This window comes from Pseudomonas sp. NFACC42-2, assembly GCF_900116055.1.
GTDB lineage: Bacteria > Pseudomonadota > Gammaproteobacteria > Pseudomonadales > Pseudomonadaceae > Aquipseudomonas > Aquipseudomonas marginalis.
Window position 1 is genome coordinate 16,697 of sequence record NZ_FOZO01000015.1, and the last position, 17,928, is coordinate 34,624.

Sequence of the window (17,928 nt, forward strand, 5' to 3'; positions counted from 1 at the left end):
AGTGGGTCAGTAACAAGTGCATTGCCTGACACTCCGCTATCGGGGGCAAGCCCCCTCCCACAATTGACCTGTGGTCGGGCTTTAGTTGCTCTTCACCGCATAGTCCGGCTTCTTGTCATTGCCAGGAATGTACGGGCTCCACGGCTGTGCCCGGATCGGCTCCTGGGTCTGCCACACCACCGAGAACTGCCCATCGGACTGGATCTCGCCGATCATCACCGGCTTGTGCAGATGGTGGTTGGTCTTGTCCATGGTCAGGGTAAAGCCCGATGGCGCGGCAAAGGTCTGGCCGGCCAGGGCTTCGCGCACTTTGTCGACGTCGGTGGACTTGGCTTTTTCCGCCGCCTGCGCCCACATGTGGATGCCCACGTAGGTGGCTTCCATCGGGTCGTTGGTCACGGCTTTGTCCGCGCCCGGCAGGTTGTGTTTCTTCGCGTAGGCTTTCCAGTCGGCGACGAACTTCTTGTTCACCGGGTTCTCCACTGACTGGAAGTAGTTCCAGGCCGCGAGGTTGCCCACCAGCGGCTTGGTGTCGATGCCGCGCAGTTCTTCCTCACCCACGGAGAAGGCCACCACCGGTACGTCGGTCGCCTTCAAACCCTGGTTGGCCAGCTCCTTGTAGAACGGCACGTTGGAGTCGCCGTTCACGGTGGAAATCACCGCTGTCTTGCCGCCGGCGGAGAACTTCTTGATGTTGGCAACGATGGTCTGGTAATCGGCGTGGCCGAATGGGGTGTAGACCTCTTCGATATCTTTATCCGCTACGCCTTTGGAATGCAGGAACGAACGCAGGATCTTGTTGGTGGTGCGCGGGTACACGTAGTCGGTGCCGAGCAGGAAGAAACGCTTGGCGCTGCCGCCTTCTTCGCTCATCAGGTATTCCACCGCCGGGATCGCCTGCTGGTTCGGCGCCGCACCGGTGTAGAACACGTTCGGCGACATCTCTTCACCCTCGTATTGCACCGGGTAGAACAGCAGGCCGTTGAGTTCTTCGAACACCGGCAATACCGACTTGCGCGACACCGAGGTCCAGCAGCCGAACACCACGGCGACCTTGTCCTGGGTCAGCAGCTGCCGGCCCTTTTCCGCGAACAGCGGCCAGTTCGACGCCGGGTCCACCACGACCGCCTCAAGCATCTTGCCGTTCACCCCGCCCTTGGCGTTGATCTCGTCGATGGTCATCAGCGCCATGTCTTTGAGGGACGTTTCGGAGATGGCCATGGTGCCGGACAGCGAGTGCAGGATGCCGACCTTGATGGTCTCGGCGGCCTGCACGGTCCAGGTCATGCCCATGGCGACAATGGAGGCGGACAGGGTGAAAGCCTTGATCAAGCTGCGACGCTTCATGGTGCGGTCTCCGTAAACGTTTAGTTTTTTTTGATAGGCCGATGTGAACGCTGAACAGGTACTAGCAAAGGCTGTGCCCGATGGCGAAATGCCCGGTTTTACTGGAGAAAAGGACTGGCAGTGGTTGTGCGTGCACCAATAGCGAGCAGGTGGCCATGGGGTGTGCAGGCGATGCGCCTAAAGAGTGCTCTGTCCCGAAAACGCCTTGGATAACTATGCAGCGCCCTCGCTGTGATCCAAGCGAGGACGCTGTTGGGGGGCTGGCGTTCTGCGAGCCCGGTGCGGGTGAGCACCGACAATGAGCGTGATCAAGGAAGTGTCATGGAAGAGTATTTACCCAGAGAAAAACGAGCGGCCGCCTCGGCGGTGAGAGGCATTCAGTACAAGCTCAGTCCTGCATTTATCAGTGCCGACGATGCCGCGCGTTATGTGCACGCGCGCATTGGCACCAAGCGCGACAAGGAATACGGCAGTGTGATTCTCAAGCGCCTGGCGGATGACAAGGTCTTTGCCACCGAGCCGATTCCCGGCAAGGCGGTGACCTTCGATTTTTCATTGCTGCTGGAGCGCGGGGCGCGCAACGAGTTTCTCGATCCGGCGGGCTATAAACTGGTGGGCGGGGTGCACTCCCACCCTGAGCAATTTGACGATTTGAAGGCGAAGAACCCACGGTTCAGAGACCTTCAGGTGCGTATTTTCAACAGTTTTTTTTCCGAGCGGGACGTTGTCTTCAATCACTATGAAGGGCGAGCGTTTGGCGCCGCCTACCTGTCGGGTCCCCATGGGGTACTGCTCAAGTACCTGCCCAGCTTCTCCGAAGCCGAGCGCAGGTTTGTCGATTGGCTTGATAGCGTCAGCACCGCCGTGCCTGAGGATGGTCATGACGGCTCGCTGGAAGGTTTCATCAAGAAGGTGGCGTCTGTGGGCCGCTTGTCGTTGTTGGTCGCCAACGCTGATTGGGGCGGCGGCAATGGCGTCATCGATCATCTCTGGCAGCCTTACCTGCCCTTGAAGGCAGGGCGTGAGACGATTGCGTGTGGCGGGCTCTACCCTGATGTGACGCGGGCACTGAGTGCTGCGCAGGCCCGCATGAGGCGCACGCCCAATGTGCACCAGATGGCAATGGTGCTCAAACATGAGCTGCGTGATGAGTTCGTCGCTACCCAGGCTTTTTCCCTCAGCAGCGCAGCGCAACTGCCGGCCGATAACCAACTGCCGTTGCTTGCGGGCGGGCCGTTGTTGCCGGAGGGCTTTCACCTGCATGGGTTCTTCTATTTGTCGCGGCCGGTGCCAGCGCTGTTCCCCACGGTAGAACCCTGGCTGTACCAGCAATTCTTCAGCCCCGAGGAGCTGGCAGCCTACATCGCCGCGTCCCGTCGCTACCTGCATGCGTCGCCGTCTGTGCTGGGTATCTCGTTGTACCTGCGCACCCGGGACAATGCGCTGTTGCGCTACCGGTTCAGTGGCTCGCCAGCTGAAACCCGGTTGCTCGGTACTGAGCAGGCAGACCTTCAGCAGGCGTTGACCCCGCGTCAGTTTGTGGCGCGGGTGGCTGAAGCCGGCGAGCTGAGCGTCGAGCAGACCAGTCCGCTGTGGGATGTGGACGGTGTGGTCGAGAGTAGCTGGGCGCCCTATGCAACCTTCCGGTTCAAAAAACCAACGCTGGGCCAATCGTTTTCGTCGGCCGACAAGGCGGCGCAGTTCGCCCATGCGCAGGTGGGCGTGCGGCGTGACCGTGAATACGGGGCGCTGATACTCAAGCATCCCGACCAGCATTACGTGTTGACCGAACTGCTGGAAACGGGCGCCAACCCCTTTGGGTTCGAGGGATTTTTTCCCTGGGACATCTACAGCAAACAGCTGGCACTGCCCGATGGTTACCAGTTGCAGGCCTGGTTCGGCTCACACAGGACGGCGGCGTCCGGGGACCTCGATGCCGCGCTCAAGATGAGGTGGACCCAGGACGATACCCGCGTCCACGTCCAGAGCTTCTCGGATGTCGAGGCATACCGTATTCATCAGTTGCAGGTGCCGGGCTATCTCTCGGGCGCTGTGGACAGCCTGGTCGTGCTGGAACCCGAGGCGCCGGACCACGCCGAATTCACCCGTCTTTTCGCGCCGGCGACCCAAGGCAGCCTGATCTCCAGGCACCTGGCGGATGGTACCTACAAGCCCGCCGACGTCGTACGCAAGCTGGCAGAGGTCAGCCGATTGCGGGTTGTCCTGGGCAATGGGTTATGGGGGGCGGCCGGCGTTGTTGATCGGCACTGGAAACCCTTTGCGGCAGTACCTCGCCCCCAATCCCGGCCGGGTGGCGTCGACAGGGTGGTGGCCCTGCCGACCTTGAGTCCGGCGTTCATTTCGCCGGATGACGCGGCGCTCTGGGCCCACCGGCGTATCGGGGCGCGACGTGAACGCGAGTACGGCGGGGTGATTCTGCAAAACCCTGGCGGCTATTTTTTCGCCACCGAACCGGTGCATGGCAAAGAGCTCGAGTTCGATGTGCGCGAGGTGTTGAGCACCCATGCCGACGGCAGCTTCTTGTCGATCCCTGGGTATCAGCGGGCTGCGCTCTACCATTCCCACCCGGCGGACCATGATGTGGTGGCGAGCGGTAATCCGGATTTTTCCCCGCAGCAGGTGAAGGTACACCTGAATTTTTTCTCCACGTGGGACGCCGCCGCCGACATCGTCTGGCAAAAAAACTTCGCGCTTTCGTACGTGTCCGGGCCGGATGATTCACTGATTCGCTATCGGCCCAGTGGCTCATTTGCGGAAAAACAGTACGCCAAGTGGCTGTTGGGAGAAATTGCCGATGGCCCTTTCGGCAGCGATGGGACGCTGGAGGGTTTCATAAAAAAAATGCAGGTGCTGGGGGAGCTGAGTTTTGTCACCGCCAGCGCCCTGTGGGGCGGTTCTCGAGGCGTGGTGCCGACAAACTGGCAACCCTACCAGGCATTCGCGCAACCACCGACTGGGTTGCTGCCATTGCTGTCTGCCGTATGCAGTACGCCCACCGAGGCTATCCAGGCTGCCGTGGAAGGCCTGCCCGCCAGTCAGGACACCTGGCGTATCGGCCTGATCCTCAAGCGTAGTGGCCAGCCGGAATACCTGGCGACCCCAGCGCTGGGCACTCAGCAACCGCGGTTCTCCATGACCGACTTTCTGATGTGGAACCAGGACGGTCGTTATGTACTGCCTGATGGGTTTGTCATCGACGGGTTTTACTGTGATGCCCCCCCGGCGCGATCCCGGGTACCGGAGGCACAGCCGTGGCTTTATCGCAGCTTTTTCCCGGCGTTGGGGTTGGCGACGGCGGCGCAGCAGGCGCGTCTGATCCCCAGTGTGCAAGTGGCGGAGCAGGGCGTGGGGATTTATCAGCGGACCCCGGACGGCGCTGTGCTTGCGTACCGGTTTTCCTATTCGCAGAAGGAGGCTGGCCTCTATCGCGTCCAAGGCACTACGGTGGACGATCACGGCTTTGAAACCGCACTGCTGACGGGGGTACTGACCCCGCAGGCGTACGTCCACAAGGTGGCAATGGCCGGGACGCTGCAGGTGCTCAGTACCAGCCGGATCTGGGACCAGGCGGGGGAGGTGGTGGATAACTGGCGGCCTTTTTCGAACATTCCCGAACCGGTGGTCGGCCCAGCCTTTGCCTTGCCCGATGACGCCGCCTACTGGGCTCACACCAGTATTGGCGAGCGGCGGGACAAGGAATACGGCGGCGCGATCCTCAAGCGCGATAACCACTATTTCGCCACGGTGCCGGTTGCAGGTGACGGGGTGCGGTTCGACTTCCAGCGCATCCTGGCCACCGATGATCAGGGGCATTTCATCGCCCCGGCCTCTTATGAGTGCCAGGGTCTCTATCATTCCCACCCTGCCGACACTGGCGAGGTGAAGCAGCACAATCCCAGCTTCAGCGAGGAGCAGGTGGCGCTGTTCATCAGCTTCTTCTCGAACGCCGATCAGGTGTTTGCCCTGACCCACCGTGACTTCACGCCGGTGCATTATCTGTCCGGGCCTGACGGCTCGTTGCTCAAGTACACCAGCAGTGGTTCGAACGAAGAGCAAGTGTTATTGCGACAGATGACCGGGGCCGAGCCAGTGGTGCCGTTCACGGCATTTGAAGGTGCCGTGTGGAACCTGGCGAAAGCCGGAGACTTGCGGGTGGTGGTCGCCAACAAAGTGTGGGGCGGGATTCGCGGTCGTGTGATAAAGGGCTGGACCCTGGGCAGCCCCGTCAGCCGCGAGACCACGGTGCAGGACCAGCCGTTTTTTACCCCTCAGACCAGCATGGGCAGCACCGCTGTGTTGGTCGCCCTGAACAGTCGCGATCTATCGGGGCATGCCGCCATGGGGTTTGTACTCAAGCACCGAACGACCTCGAGTTATATCGCCACGTTGCCGGCGGCCCCGGGCACCACCTTGGGCAGCTTGTTTCCTGTGCGTGAAAACGGCCAGCCGAAGCTGGTGTCGAACTACCGCCTGGTGGGGCTCTATTACGCGAACTCGGCCCAGGCACCGCAGAAACTGCCGCCCGAGGACGCGTGGCTGTATAAACGCTTTGCGTCGCCAGCGCTGCTGGTGGATGTGATGACGCAGTCGATGGCCACCACCGGTATCCAGATCGCCTCCTTCGGGATCAAGCTCTACCTGCGAACTGTCGATAATGCCCTGCTGCACTGGCAGATCCCGAGTGCCGAGTCCGCCCAGGAGCTGTTTACCCTCGACGGCCAAACCGTCACCGACAAAGGCAATGAAGCGGCGTTGCTCGACGGCTCGCTGTCCCCCCGGGATTTTGTCCGCCGGGTGGCCCGTGCTGGCGACCTGATGGTGGTTCAGCGAGGCGGGCTATGGAACACGCTGGGGCTGGTGCATGACAGCGAGGCGTTGCCACTGGGCTCGACTGCAGTGTCATTGAGTGCCGCGTTCCTCACCGCAGATGATGCCGCACGCCATGCCCACGAGAAGATCGGCTTTCGCCGGGGAGCCGCCTATGGCGGTTATATCCTCAAGGGCAGCGCGGGGCGATTTGTGTTCACTGAGCCGATGATCATTCACGGCGATGGATTTGCCGCCGACCTGCTCACGCCGGTCACGGGCAATGGTGTGCTGGTGCCACCTGCGGGCTATCGGATTCATGCGCGCTATGCCTCCCACGCAGCGCTGTCTGCGAGTGATCGGGAACGCCAGCAGCGATTGAAGTGGACGCTGACCGACCTGGAGGTCAACACCACGCTGTTCTCGGATGTGGAGATCCGTTCGGTGATCCAGTCGCGGTTGCCGGCCTATTTGAGCGGTTCGCCCAATAACCTGATCAGCTACACCCCCAGTGGCTCGGACCGGGAGCTGCTGGTGCAAGGCAATACCACTCGCGAGCCGGGCAAGAACGGCTATTTCGAGCGGCTGGAGTCGGGCGCGCTCAAACCGGTGGACATCGTGACCCGACTGGCCGACGCGGGCAGTTTGCAGGTGCTGGTGCAGAGCGCCTTGTGGGGGCCGCGAGGGAGGGTCTACAACGACTGGACGCCGAACTTCGAGTACGCCACCGCTGCGCTGCAAACCCCGGCGTTGGGTGCGATTTTCAGCAGCCAGGACGCGGCCGCGATCAATGCCCATGTTCGCGGGTACGGCAGGAACCTGGATACCCAAGGGTGTACCGCGTACATCCTCAAGCACCCGCAGGCGGATGAGTACGTGGTCAGTGAACTGTTACCCGTCAGTACCAACGGGCGATGGTTGAGCGACAGGTCCAGAGGGAGCGGCTACCTGGGCGGTGGGAGTTTTGCCCAGCATTTCGTGCTGGTGGGGCTGCTTTATTCACAGCAATGGCAACCTTCGGGATTGTCGACCCTGGAGGCCTGGCTGACGCAGTTTTTTGTCACGCCCGAGGTGCTGTTGCGTGCTGAAGAAGAGGCCCGGCATCTGCCTCGCGCTTCCACCGAGGGCGTGCTGCCGGTCTACCTGTCGACCCTGGATGGCGCCCTGTTGCGTTACCAGCCCCAAGCTTCCACGCTGCTCAAGGCGCCAAGCGCTGACGAGGGCGTGACGATTGAAGGCATGAGCCTGCGCAATGGCACGTTTGATACGCGCCGGTACATTTCACTGATCGCCCGCGCCGGTGACCTGCGGGTGCTGTACAGCAGCCAGTGCTGGGACCGACGAGGCGTGGTGAGCCACGGCACCGAACAATGGCGACCGTATGCCAACTTCATCCGCCGCCGCCTGGGCCCGGCTTTCCACGATCAGGACGACGCGGCACGCCATGCGCGCTCGCTGCTCCAGAGTAACGGCTTGATGGGCGGCTTGATTCTCAAGCGTCCGGATGGTTTGTTCGTGGCCACCGAACCCCTGAAAGTGCCTCGGGAAGACTTTGACCCCAAGTGGATTTTCCCTGACGAAGTGGTCAGTACCGGCGGTTTCCCGGGTGGCCATACCATTGTCGCGCGCTACCGCTCGAGCTCGCCTCGCGACCTGCCGTTTGCGCTTGAAGCCCGGCAGGAGAGCCTCTATCGCAACATGCTGTCCACCCGGGTGATTTCTGCGGCCCTCTCGGGCCAGGATGCCAGCCTGGTTCGCGAGTACCTGTTGGGCTCCGATGGGTGTGTTCTGAGCTATACCCGCAGCCATACAACCCTGGAAGAACAACTGAAAAAGGACTTGGTGCCGCTGAACCTGGTACGCGCGAACCGCTTGGAAAACCGCATCGAACGCCAGATTCGCAAGGGCGAATTGACCCCCGCCGAGTTCGTGACCCGCCTGGGCAATGCCGGTGTCTTGCGTGTGGTGGAGGGCAGTCAGGCCTGGGGAATCCCGCGCAGGATAACGGGGGCATTCGTTGCTGTTCAGGTTGAGCCGTTGATGATCAGAAACGCGCTGGCAGACCCGGCGTTCACTCCGATCTTCACCCAGCAAAAGGATGCGGTGCGTTATGCCCATGAGCACCGCAGGCATGGTGAATACCTGCAATTTGGCTACGTCTTCAAGTCGAAGAGAAACGGGCGCTACATGGCCAGCCTGCCCCTGGTACGCCAGAGCTATCGTGATTTTGGGCAAGTCTTTCCCCATGGCCTGCTCCCCCAGGACTATGGGCTGGAAGGCTTCTATCTGTGTGCCAGCAATGAAGCCCTGGCCCCCGTCGGTGATCCGCTGCGCCAGGCGTTCTTTTCTCCAGGGGATATCGACACCGGCATCCGCTTTGCCTTGCAGGGGGTGAAGGACAAGCAACTGGCGTTTTACCTGTCGTGCCAGGACGGAGCCTTGCTTCAGTATCAGTACCAGGGCTCCGACGCTCAACTGGACAGTTGGGGGCGATTGGTCGAGATTCGGCAACAGTTGCGCGATGGCGTGAGGACGGTACTCAGCTACGTGCATGACCTTATCGCGACCGGCCAGTTGGACACCCTTGTTCAGGGACGAGTCTGGACCACGCGCAATCGTATCGATCAGTTCTGGCTGCCTGGCACTGCCGAGATCTTTGTCGAACAGTGGGCGGCGGCCTGTGGGCCGGTGTTTTCCCACGCGGATGACGCCGTGCGCGACCTCAAGCGCCGACTGTCGCCGTATCAGAGGCAGCAGTATCTCTCCGCGGTGCTTGCCAATGGCGAGGGGGCTTCGTTCCTGTCCACATTGCCGGTCGCTGCAGGGCTTGCCGAGGCGCTGATTCTGCGCTTGTTCTACAGCGGGCCCCAGGGGCCGGTCCAACCGGCGGTGCCACCTGCACCTATGCCGGACTTCCCGCCAGGCTATGCGGTTGCAGGCGTTCACCTGCTGTTCAGCCGCATGCCGGCCACGGACAGCCTTGAAGCCAGGGACCAAGCCCTGATCCGCAACTTTGTGGCACCGTCCGCCGTGAGCTATTTCATTCGGGTATTACGGGGTGGCACTCGTCAGCCCGCGGCGCTGTACCTGTCGGGCCTGGGCGGTGGGTTGTTGAAGTATCTGCCGAGCTTTTCGCCTCAGGAAAGCCAGGTGCTGGTGGCGGGTCCGAACGTGTATCCCAGCGTTTTTCTGAAGGGCTTGGTCAAGGTCGGGAAGCTGTTTGTCCTGGATAAGGATGATTTCTGGATGAACGAAGGGCAGTTGTCCGAACAACAACTGGAGCGTTCCAATGGCCCGGAAATCGAGGGCCCGGAGGAGGATGAACCGCTGAGCATTCGCGACCGTGATGAGCTGTAAGCGTTAGCGCTTGCGTATCAGGCCGATAAAGCACAGGTCACGGGGCGACGGTGCGCTGGTGCCGTCGCCCGGTAGCTCACAATGCCAGGGGCTCGCCTACTTCATGTCGAACCTGAGGTGGTTTCACGTTGCGTGAGCCACCGCGACAACACCAGGCGATCCAGCGCCCAGACCGCGATCAACGAGGCGCCCACCAGCGGAAACAGGATCGCCAGCGCGAGCATGATCACCATCGCGGTTTTCCACTTCGGCAGGTCGTGACGCAACGGCGGAACTCCCAGGCCGCCCTGGGGCCGGCGCTTCCACCAGATCACCACGCCACTCACCGCGCTGAGCAGGATCATCAGGCAGATCAGCAGCACGATCAGTTGGTTCACCCAGCCGAACATCTTGCCCTCGTGCAGCATTACGCCGGTCTCGGTGGCCCGCGCCACGATGTTGTAGTGCGCCCAGCGCACATCGGCGAGGACCTTGCCGGTGTATTGGTCCACGTGCAGGGTGGCGTCGTTGCGCGGGTCGTTGGCGAACACCGCCACGGTGAACACGCCCTCGGCAGTGGTCGGGAAGGTGATGCTGTAGCCCGGCTCGACTTTACGTGCAGTGGCCAAGTCTATTACTTGCTGCAAGCGCACCGTGGGCGCGGCGGGAGCAGCGTGCATGGCGCCGTGGTTCATGTGTTCGGCATGGTCGCCGGACATCGGCATCGGCGTGTTTTCCATGGCCCAGGGCACGGTCTGTTGCGTCGCGGTGTTGAGCACGCGCGCCTGTTGGTCGGACTGCGGCACGTTGTTCCACATCGCCGCCGGGAAGGTGTTCCACAGGTCGGCGTATTGCTTGCCCCAGAAGCCGGTCCAGGTCATGCCGCTAAGCAGCATCACCAGCAGAAACGCCGCGCCCCAGAAGCCGGCGACGGCATGCAGGTCACGCCAGAACACGCGGCCACGGCTCGTGAAACGCGGCCATAACACCCCGGCCGACGTTTTGCCGCGCGGCCACCACAGGTACAGGCCGGACACCACCAGCATCACGCCCCAGCCGGCGGCGAGTTCAATCAGGCGATCGCCGACGGTGCCGATCATCAGCTCGCCGTGCAGGGCGCGGGCGATGGCTTGCAGGTTGTTTTTCGCATCCTGCTCGCCGAGTACGGTGCCGCGATAGGGGTCGACGAACACCGTCACTTCGCGCCCGCCGTCGTGCATCACGAACTGCGCGCTGCTGGTGGCGTCGATGGGTGGCAGGTATTTGCTGATCTTGCCCTGGGGAAAGGCCGCCTGGGCGCGTTGCAACTGCTCGTCGGCGCTCAAGGCGTGCTCGGCGCTTTGCACCTTGAGCAGGTCGCCGTACATCAGCGGGTCGAGCTGGGGTTTGAACAGGTAGATGATGCCGGTCAGGGCCAGCAGCACCATGAAGGGGGCGACGAAGAGTCCGGCGTAGAAGTGCCAGCGCCAGGCCAGGTTGTAGAAAGAAACTTTTTGAGTGGTCATCGGGGATGCTCCGCAAAGCTTGAATTTTTTGTCGTTGGTCAGGCCGCCATCGGGGGCAAGCCCCCTCCCACATGTGGAATGCATTCCAACTGTGGGAGGGGGCTTGTCCCCGATGCTTTTAGAAGCTCATGTCCACCTTGGTCCAAAGGGTCCGCCCCGGCTCCTTGATGGCCTGCGGGTCGTTGGCCGGGTAGCCGAACCCGGCGTTGCCGGCCAGGTTCAGGTGCTCGGCGTAGGCCTTGCCGAACAGATTGTCGACGCCGGTGCTGACCTTGAAATTCTTGTTGATGCGATACGCGCCATTGACCGAGAACACGCCAAAGCCGCCGCTCTTGTCGTAGTCCTTGCCGACCACGTTGCCCTTGTCCTGGTCGATGCGGTTCTGCGCCGCCACTACCCGCCACAGGGCGCCGACGCTCCAATCGTCCTCGCTGTAGGTCAGGCCGAAACGTGCATCCAACGGCGGCATTTGCGGCAGGGCCTTGCCGTCGCTGCTGTTCTTGCCCCAGGCGTAGGCGAGGGTGGCGTCGGCTTTCCAGTGTTGCGTCAGCGTGTAGGCCGCGCCCAGTTCACCGCCCATGATGCGTGCGTCCACATTGCGCGCCTGGGAGGTGGTGCCCATCATCCCCGCCCGGTAGTCGAACAGGATGAAGTCACGCACCTGGCCGACGTAGCCCGAGGCCCAGGCTTCGAGGTCGTCAGCCTTGTATTGCGCGCCGACGTCGAGCTGGGTGGTTTTCTCCGGCTTCACGCCGTCGAAGGCGTTGACCGAACCAACTGCGCCGGTGTTGGGCGAGAACAGCTCCCAGTAATCCGGGAAGCGTTCCGAGTGACCCAGGCCCGCGTAGAGGGTGGTAGGACTGTCGGCCAGGTCATGCTCGTAACGCATAAAGCCCGAGGGCAAGGTATCGGCGCGGGTGTCGTCGGCGGTCGGGTTGGCGCGTGCACTCATCCCCGAGCCGGTGGTTTGCCGAAAGTCCTTGGCCGAGGCGCGGTCCAGGCGCGCGCCGGTGATCAGGCGGTCACGGTCGGCGGCGTACCAGGTCAGTTCGCCGAACACGCCGTAGTTGTGGAAGTTGGCGTCCTTGACCTTGGGCAAGTCCTTGTAGGTGTCGATGCCCATGCTGCTGCGTTGGCGGTGTTCGTTGGTCTGCGCATCCAGGCCGCTGATCAGTTGTACATCGGCCCAGCGCCAGGTGGCCTTGATGCGCGCGCCGAGGGTGCGGCGGTCGACGTTGGAGGCCATGGGCCCGGCCATCATCCCGGTGCCCGAGGGCGTGCGCAGGCTGTAGTTGTCCATCACATGGTCGGCGTAGTTGTAGTAGACCTGGGCTTCGACCTTATCCAGCACTTCACCGATATTCGATTTCTCGAAGCGCAGGCCCAGGCTTTCGCGCAGGAACTGCGAACCGTCCATGCCGCGCCCGGCGTAACGCGCTTCGCCGTCGCCACGGCCGGCGGTGAGCTCCAGCAGGGTGTCGGCATCCGGGGTGAAGCCGACGGCGACGTCGCCATTCCATTTGTCGTAGCGCGAGGCGACGGTGTCGTTGTTGCCGTCCTTGTAGTCATCGGCATGGGCCTGGTTGCCGATCACCCGCACATAGCCCAGCGGCCCACCGGCGGCGGCATCGATGACCTTGTCGAAGCGCCCGTTGGAGCCGGCCAGCACACTCGCGTTGAGCCGCGTGCCGAGTTCACCGAAGTGTTCCGGTTCGCGCTCGAACAGGATGGTGCCGGCTGAAGCACCGGGGCCCCAGAGTACGGTTTGCGGGCCCTTGATCACGGTGAGCTTGTCGTAGGTTTCCGGCGAAATGTAGGAGGTCGGCGCATCCATCCTGCCGGGGCAGGCGCCGAGCATCATGCTGCCGTTGGTGAGGATGTTCAGGCGCGAGCCGAACATGCCGCGCAGTACCGGGTCGCCATTGGTGCCGCCGTTGCGTACCAGGGCGAAGCCGGGGATGGTCTTGAGGTAGTCGCCGCCGTCGCTGGCGGGCACCGGTTGGCGCGGGTCCTTGGGGTTGGTGACCACGGTCAGCGGCGAGCTGGGCGCAATGGCGGTGATCACGGTGGGCGTCAGCTCATGCTCGGCGTGTTCATCGGCCTGGGCGTGGGGAACGAGCAGGGCGCCGCATAGGGCAGCGAGCACAGAGGTGCTTCCCAAACGGGAGTCAGCAGTAAACCTGGACATGACAAATTCCATCAATCAATCGTAAACAACACGGCCAGCAGCCTGCGGCTGTCTGTCTAAAGTCGGCCGGGGTGAAGTAACGGTGTCGGGTGCTTACGAGGCGATGGGCGGGGCGCGGCTGCGGGCGCCGGGGAAGATGCTCTGCCGGGCATGGCCCAGGCGCGGTGCGGGGGTAAGGGCATTGGCCGGCGGCGGGCTGCCGATGGCCACGAATGACACGCTGCCAGGCAGGGCCGGGCAACTGTAGAGCAAGTCGCAATAGCCGCACTTGGACCAGAGGGCGTGGTGTTCGTCAGGGGCTTTCTTGTGATGGGCGTCGCCGTGGTCGCCGGGCATGTCCATGGACATGTTCATCGACATACCGGCGTGATGATCCATCGGCATCGCTTGGGAAATCAGCGGACCGATAAAGATCATCAGCATGGCGAACAGGCTGATCCAACTGCCGCGCTTCACGCGGCGGTGTGGGGATAGCCTGGCGCGAGGGGCGCCCATCTGGGGTCAGTCTACTGAGGGTGCTTGTGCTCGTGACCGGCCATCGGCGGTACTTTCTGTACCGACACTTCCACCTCGACCTTGCCGGCTTTTTCAAAGGTCAGGGTCAGCGGGAATTGCTTGCCATCGGCCAGCAGGCTGCGGTCCTTGAGGCCCAGCAACATGACGTGATACGCCATGGGCGCGAAGGTCAAGTCACCCTTGGCCGGTACGGCAACGCTGGGGACTTGCTGCATCTTCATCAAGTCGCCCTGCATCACATGCTCATGCAACTCGGCCTTGTCGGCCACTGGCGTGTCGACACTGAGCAGGAGGTCCGGGGTAGCGCCGGTGTTATGAATCACGAAATACGCGGCGACGGTGGGCGCGTTGGGGGGCAATTCCTGGGACCAGGGATCGCTGACCAGCAGGTCGCCGGCCTTGTAGTCTTCGGCATTGGCAGCACTGAACACCGGCAGCAGCAACGCAGCCAGAAGCAGGGAAGATTTAAGCATGGCAGTTCTCCAGAACGGTTCTAAACGCAGTTCACTTGCGAAGAAGATCAGGCCGTCGGAGAGGCGCGGGGGTTAAGGCTCGGCCATTGCTGGCGCGGGGTGGGGGTTTGCAATGGCGTGTGTGGTTGACGCTGTACCGTCTCGAATCGCGTGAGATACAACTGCGGCACATGCCCCGGCAACGCCACCAACGGCGCCGAGCCCGAGCAACACCAGCAATGCTGCATGGTGGAATGATCGTCCTGCTGCGGCGCCGGAATCTCCAGCTTGCCCAGGGCAATGGTCTTCAGGCTGGCGCCATTGGACGAACAGAAACTGCCCCACAGCAATTGCTGCACGGGGTCCTTGGACTGCTGCATCGCGCTGGCCATTGGCATGGCAAAGGCGTTGAACAGCACTGCAAGGCAGGCGATCCAGGCAATTGCAACGCGTTGACGGGCCATGGCGGACAATCCGTAGGGTTAAACGATCAGGCGGGTATTTAGCCTGATCGGGGGGGAGAAGTAAAAAGTGGTGGTGTGGTTTGGTGTCGCAGTGCTGGGTTTGAGAATAGACGGGGAATCGAGAGGATGCCGATCTTCAAGTCAACGCCCCTCCCACATTTTGGATTGTGTTTGGCTATTGCTTGGCGTTGAGCCTGCGAGTCGCGCGGGCAATGTCGGCTCGCGCCACCTTGATCAATGAGCCATCGCCTGGGTCTTCTTCGATACAGGCTTCAAGGAAAGCATCCATCTCTTCTTGTGTGTGGAGATGGTCAGCAGCGTCGAAAACTGTGAACGTTGTCTTTCTGTCAGATAGGTATTGGGCTTTTTCCAGCCATTGGTTTAATCGAGCTGCGACTTCGGGTTCATCCAATTTCAGTTCGTCGGCCTCAAGGCTTAGCGCGTGTGCGAACTCTGGGTTCGGGATTATGTGCTCGATAATTGTGCTTTCAGCAGGTCGAGTCAGGTGCTGCGTACGGGGTTTGTTAGTCATGTGAACCTCATATTTACGCCGTAGGACAAAGCGTCGGGGATCATCGCCAAGGGTATGCGGTTCTAGGTAGTCAGCGGGTTCCGTTACGCATGTAGGTAAATTCTCCTTGACCCGCCGCGCAGCCCGAATATGAGGTCGTTCCACTGAAACTTCCGACACCTCTTTGAGGTTGCCGGTAGGAAACTCAATCTCTAGTCTTCGTACACCGCTGCAAATGCCGCGGACGGGCGTCGCGGCCCGACTTCCTAAGAGCAAAAGCGCTATCGTCTGCTTTCAGTTGATGCTTTTTTATCGTCTACTGTGCGGCGCTATGGCGGCTGTGCGCGGGATACCTTTGGGTATGCCGGGTTGCCTCGGGACCGGTCCGCGAACCTGCGTACAGCTGCCACCCTCTCGCGTCGCGGCGAATCAGTGGCAGCTCCACATTCCTGAGGAGCTTCACAATGATCAAACCCACCCCCAATCCCCCCGTCCGGCTGTTCACCGTGGCAGATGGCATCAGCACCGAAGACCTGTTGGTCAACCTCAGCGAAACACTCGCCTCGGCCAATGCGCTGAGTTGCGACCTGGCGTTTGACCTGGAAGGTTCGAAACGCGAGGAGTTGCTTGGCGTTGCGCAGTTGATCGAACTGGCGCAGTTGTTGGCTGATCGGGTACACCGCGGCGTTGGGCAGGTGTCCGCCGCGGGCAGCTAACAACGCAGTTCAAAATGTGGGAGGGGGCTTGCTCCCGATTGCAGTAGATCAGCCAATAAATCAGTGACCGACACACTGCCATCGGGAGCAAGCCCCCTCCCACATTTGAACTGCGTTGTTCAGGAAGATTGGATGGCCTGTAAGACCGCCGCCACTGTGGCGAACTCCCGATCCACCACAGCCAACACCGGCCGCTTCAACACCAACACCGGCACCCCTCGTTCCCGCGCCACTTCCAGCTTCGGCTCGGTGGCGGTGCTGCCACTGTTCTTGCTGATCAGCACATCGATCCCACGCCGTTCAAACAACGCGCGTTCATCTTCAAGCAGAAACGGCCCGCGCGCGCCGATCACTTCACAGCGATCATTACCGGGATACACATCCAGCGCGCGCAGCGTCCAGAACTGCTCGGGCGGGATTTCATCAAGGTGCTGCAACGGCTCGCGGCCCAAGGTGAACAATGGGCGCTTGAAGGGTTTCAAGGCCTCGATCAATTCAGCCCAGTCACTGACCTCCCGCCAGTCATCGCCGGCCTGCGGCTGCCACGCCGGGCGACGCAATGCCCAACACGGCACACCGCTCAACCGAGCAGCCTCGGCGGCATTGCGGCTGATCTGCGCCGCATACGGATGGGTCGCGTCGAGGATCAGGCTGATCTGTTCGTCGCGAACAAACTGCGCCAACCCTTCGGCGCCGCCATAACCGCCGACACGCACTTGGCAGGTGAGATCGGTCGGCACACGCCCCACACCCGCCAGGCTGTAGATATGCGCCGGCCCCAAGGTGCGCGCGATAGCCAGTGCTTCGGTCACACCGCCCAGCAGCAGGATGCGTTTCATCGCGGCTTGACCACTTCCAGCAGGGTGATTGGAAGCGCCTGCCGCCAGGTATCGAATTCACCCAGCGGCTGGGCCTGAGCGACGTGGATACGCGTCAGTTCGCCGCCATGCGCCGCGCGCCAGTTCATCACGGTCATTTCACTTTGCAGGGTGACGGCATTGGCCACCAACCGACCACCGGGGCGCAGGTGTTGCCAGCAGGTGTCGAGCACGCCGTCGCGGGTGACGCCGCCGCCGATGAAGATGGCGTCGGGTGCTGTAAGACCGTGCAACGCTTCCGGGGCTTTGCCACGAATCAACTGCAAACCGGGCACGCCGAGGGCGTCGCGATTGTGCTCAATAAGGCCCTGGCGGCCTTCGTCTGCTTCAATTGCCAATGCTCGGCAGCTCGGATGGGCGCGCATCCATTCGATACCGATGGAGCCGCTGCCCGCACCCACGTCCCACAGCAGTTCGCCGGGCATCGGGGCGAGGCGGGCGAGGGTCATGGCGCGCACATCGCGTTTGGTCAGTTGGCCGTCGTGCTGGAAGGCGGAATCGGGCAAGCCAGCGAGGCGCGACAGACGTGGTGTGTCGCTGGAGGCCAGGCAGTCGATGGCGACCAGGTTCAAATCGGCGACACAGGCGTGCTGCCAATCCTCAGCCAAACCGTCGATGCGCCGCTCATCCGCGCTGCCCAGGTGTTCAAATACTGTCAATCGGCTGGGCCCAAACCCGGATTCAGCCAACAACGAAGCAATCAACGCGGGACTGCCGCCGTCATTGCTCAGTACCAATAAACGCACACCTGTGGCCAGATGCGCATTGATCGCCGCCACCGGCCGGGCCACTACGGACAGCGTCACCACCTCCTGCAACGGCCAGCCCAACCGCGCCGCCGCCAACGACACCGACGACGGCGCCGGCAAAATCAGCAGTTCTTCAGCCGTCACCTGTCGCGCCAGGCTGGCCCCCACGCCATAAAACATCGGGTCACCACTGGCCAGCACGCACACAGGCTCGCCACGCCGCGCCAGTACCGGTTCCAGGGAGAACGGGCTCGGCCACACCTGGCGCTCACCGCGAATACACACCGGCAACAGGTCCAACTGGCGCTGACTACCTATAATCCGCGAAGCGCGCAACAGGGCATGCCGGGCATTCCTGCCCAGCCCCTTGAAGCCGTCTTCACCGATGCCTACAACCGTCAGCCAGGGCGACATATCAATTCCTTGAGCGACATCCGAC

11 protein-coding genes are annotated in these 17,928 nt (G+C 62.0%); 2 read left to right on the forward strand and 9 right to left on the reverse strand.

Annotated features, from left to right (window positions below):
- Nucleotides 1–81: 81 nt before the first annotated feature.
- Complete coding sequence (gene urtA / locus BM416_RS22375; RefSeq protein WP_092489487.1) at nt 82–1,347, reverse strand: urea ABC transporter substrate-binding protein; 1,266 nt, start codon at nt 1,345–1,347, stop codon at nt 82–84.
- A gap of 321 nt (nt 1,348–1,668) precedes the next feature.
- On the opposite strand from urtA, the gene BM416_RS22380 reads away from it, so the two are divergent.
- Nucleotides 1,669–9,531, forward strand: coding sequence for a DUF4329 domain-containing protein (locus BM416_RS22380; protein WP_092489488.1), 7,863 nt, complete (start codon nt 1,669–1,671; stop codon nt 9,529–9,531).
- A 101-nt stretch (nt 9,532–9,632) separates the two neighbouring features.
- On the opposite strand, the gene BM416_RS22385 is transcribed toward BM416_RS22380, so the two are convergent.
- From BM416_RS22385 to BM416_RS22410, 6 genes are all read right to left on the reverse strand, one after another.
- Entirely contained in the window at nt 9,633–11,015 is a 1,383-nt protein-coding gene (locus BM416_RS22385; protein WP_092489489.1) for a PepSY-associated TM helix domain-containing protein, read from the reverse strand.
- A gap of 118 nt (nt 11,016–11,133) precedes the next feature.
- Nucleotides 11,134–13,203 carry a TonB-dependent copper receptor gene (locus BM416_RS22390; RefSeq protein WP_092489490.1) on the reverse strand — a complete coding sequence of 690 codons (2,070 nt, stop codon included), beginning with the start codon at nt 13,201–13,203 and terminating at the stop codon, nt 11,134–11,136.
- Nucleotides 13,204–13,296: 93 nt separating this feature from the next.
- On the reverse strand, nt 13,297–13,698 hold the full coding sequence (locus tag BM416_RS22395) for a DUF2946 domain-containing protein (protein WP_092489491.1): 402 nt from the start codon (nt 13,696–13,698) through the stop codon (nt 13,297–13,299).
- Between the two features lie 11 nt (nt 13,699–13,709).
- The gene (locus BM416_RS22400) at nt 13,710–14,192 is read right to left on the reverse strand and encodes a copper chaperone PCu(A)C (protein WP_092489492.1); all 483 of its coding nucleotides are present in this window, start codon (nt 14,190–14,192) and stop codon (nt 13,710–13,712) included.
- A 47-nt stretch (nt 14,193–14,239) separates the two neighbouring features.
- The gene (locus tag BM416_RS22405; RefSeq protein ID WP_092489493.1) at nt 14,240–14,635 is read right to left on the reverse strand and encodes a DUF2946 domain-containing protein; all 396 of its coding nucleotides are present in this window, start codon (nt 14,633–14,635) and stop codon (nt 14,240–14,242) included.
- A 175-nt stretch (nt 14,636–14,810) separates the two neighbouring features.
- On the reverse strand, nt 14,811–15,167 hold the full coding sequence (locus BM416_RS22410) for a helix-turn-helix domain-containing transcriptional regulator (RefSeq protein WP_092489494.1): 357 nt from the start codon (nt 15,165–15,167) through the stop codon (nt 14,811–14,813).
- A gap of 443 nt (nt 15,168–15,610) precedes the next feature.
- Between BM416_RS22410 and BM416_RS22415 the strand changes: the two genes are divergently transcribed.
- The gene (locus BM416_RS22415) at nt 15,611–15,862 is read left to right on the forward strand and encodes a DUF6124 family protein (protein WP_092489495.1); all 252 of its coding nucleotides are present in this window, start codon (nt 15,611–15,613) and stop codon (nt 15,860–15,862) included.
- Between the two features lie 119 nt (nt 15,863–15,981).
- Here BM416_RS22415 and BM416_RS22420 read toward each other — a convergent pair whose 3' ends face one another.
- Together BM416_RS22420 and cbiE are read right to left on the reverse strand one after the other, a co-directional pair.
- Nucleotides 15,982–16,701 carry a cobalt-precorrin-6A reductase gene (locus tag BM416_RS22420; protein WP_092489496.1) on the reverse strand — a complete coding sequence of 240 codons (720 nt, stop codon included), beginning with the start codon at nt 16,699–16,701 and terminating at the stop codon, nt 15,982–15,984.
- Complete coding sequence (gene cbiE, locus BM416_RS22425) at nt 16,698–17,903, reverse strand: precorrin-6y C5,15-methyltransferase (decarboxylating) subunit CbiE (RefSeq protein ID WP_092489497.1); 1,206 nt, start codon at nt 17,901–17,903, stop codon at nt 16,698–16,700. Before cbiE ends, BM416_RS22420 begins: the two co-directional genes overlap by 4 nt.
- Between the last annotated feature and the right edge of the window lie 25 nt (nt 17,904–17,928).